This is a genomic window from Winogradskyella rapida (assembly GCF_042675845.1).
Lineage (GTDB): Bacteria > Bacteroidota > Bacteroidia > Flavobacteriales > Flavobacteriaceae > Winogradskyella > Winogradskyella rapida.
Window position 1 is genome coordinate 1 of the sequence record NZ_JBHTKM010000058.1, and the last position, 1,434, is coordinate 1,434.

A 1,434-nucleotide genomic window follows, 5' to 3' on the forward strand; every position below is an offset into this window, starting at 1 on the left:
CGTTAGATTATCCAGATGAGAATTTAATTGTGACGAGGAATAAAAAACTTTTGGATTTGGAAAGGCAATAGCAAAACGTGACTGCTTGCTGCTAACGTGTTTGTATATGGTTTGTTGCGTGTTTTAAGCACCTAATTTAGCAAATAAAAACCGAATAGAAAATCCTCGAGGATTTTCGTAAGTAGGCTAGAACTAGCAATAAATTATATACGGTGTTGTAACACGTTTTTATTTCTCGGTTTTATTTTCCTTTTTTTTTCCGACAGCCCATTTTCTTATTTGTTCGTTTAAATCTCTAAATCCAATTCCTCCAAGTAACATCCCAATTGGCATTCCGATTAAAGTCCGCCAGAATTCTTTCGGATTTCTACGATAATCGGGAAGATAAGCCCAGTATAAAAATCCTCCGAAAAGGATTATTAGAATTGATATTATTATAAATTCAGTCACATTTTCGTAATTACATTAATTCAAATTTTCTTTTAAAGTATCCGATTTTCTTTCCATTTTTGTTATTCGACCATTTTTAATTTCGGTTCTTATCCCAATATTTTTTTTGAAAATTCCGAAATATTTGTATTCTTTTTCGCAAACTATAACCGTATCAAAGTCTTTGTTGTCATCTGAAATTTGAACAATGCTAATATTCAGTTTTTTTTCATTCAGTTCCGCCGCTTTTTTCTTTTCAGAGTTTGAGTAAGTCGATTTTATATATTCACTAATTTTAGTCAAATATTCATTCAGGTTATGAATTAGTTCGTTATACGTTTTTGTTTGATTTTCTAAAACTCCATTTGTTCCAACATTTAAATACAAGTCAAAAAATCTGCGATTTTCGTCATAAATAATCTCTGAAAAATATGATGAATTAATCAGCATAAAATTCCGCTTTATTTTTTCGGTTGTCAGAGTTTCCAATTTATGATTTTTGTTCAATTACGATTGGTTTTAAATGTGTTACAACGTGTTTGTGTATGATTAGTTGCGTGGTTTAGCAACTAATTTAGTAAACTTTTACGAACCTGAGAATATTCCGAAGGAATATTCCAGATGAGAACTTACAAAGCAATTAATTATACACGGTGTTGTGGTGTCGGTTTTATCCACCATATATTTGATTAAATTTCTCTTTTATTTCTTTAAGGTCATATTTTGGTTCAATAATCTCTTTCCCGTTTCTATTCATGAATCCGTATTTTCCAGTTATTGTTTTCACTAGTGCGATGTCATTGGCATATTCACCAAATTTTTCGATTCTCGTATAGATTGCTGGAACAATAGTTTTTCCTTTATTGTCGATAAGTCCGTATAGTCCAGTTATCGTTTTTAGTAATACTAAATCGTTCCCATATTCGCCAAATTTTCCAATTTTAGCATAGTTGGTTGGGATAACTTCTTTTCCATTTCTGTCAATTAATCCAAAATGACCAGACA

The 1,434-nt window shown here is 30.9% G+C and carries 3 protein-coding genes; all 3 read right to left on the reverse strand.

Annotated features, from left to right (window positions below; genetic code table 11):
- Positions 1 to 228: 228 nt before the first annotated feature.
- Positions 229 to 450: a hypothetical protein gene (locus ACFQ13_RS07345; protein ID WP_386115740.1), complete on the reverse strand. Its 222-nt coding sequence runs from the start codon at positions 448 to 450 to the stop codon at positions 229 to 231.
- Between the two features lie 15 nt (positions 451 to 465).
- Positions 466 to 936, reverse strand: coding sequence for a hypothetical protein (locus ACFQ13_RS07350; RefSeq protein WP_386115742.1), 471 nt, complete (start codon positions 934 to 936; stop codon positions 466 to 468).
- A 163-nt stretch (positions 937 to 1,099) separates the two neighbouring features.
- Positions 1,100 to 1,434, reverse strand: a 335-nt coding sequence (locus ACFQ13_RS07355; RefSeq protein ID WP_386115745.1) for a WG repeat-containing protein, incomplete at its 5' end; no start/stop codon positions are given.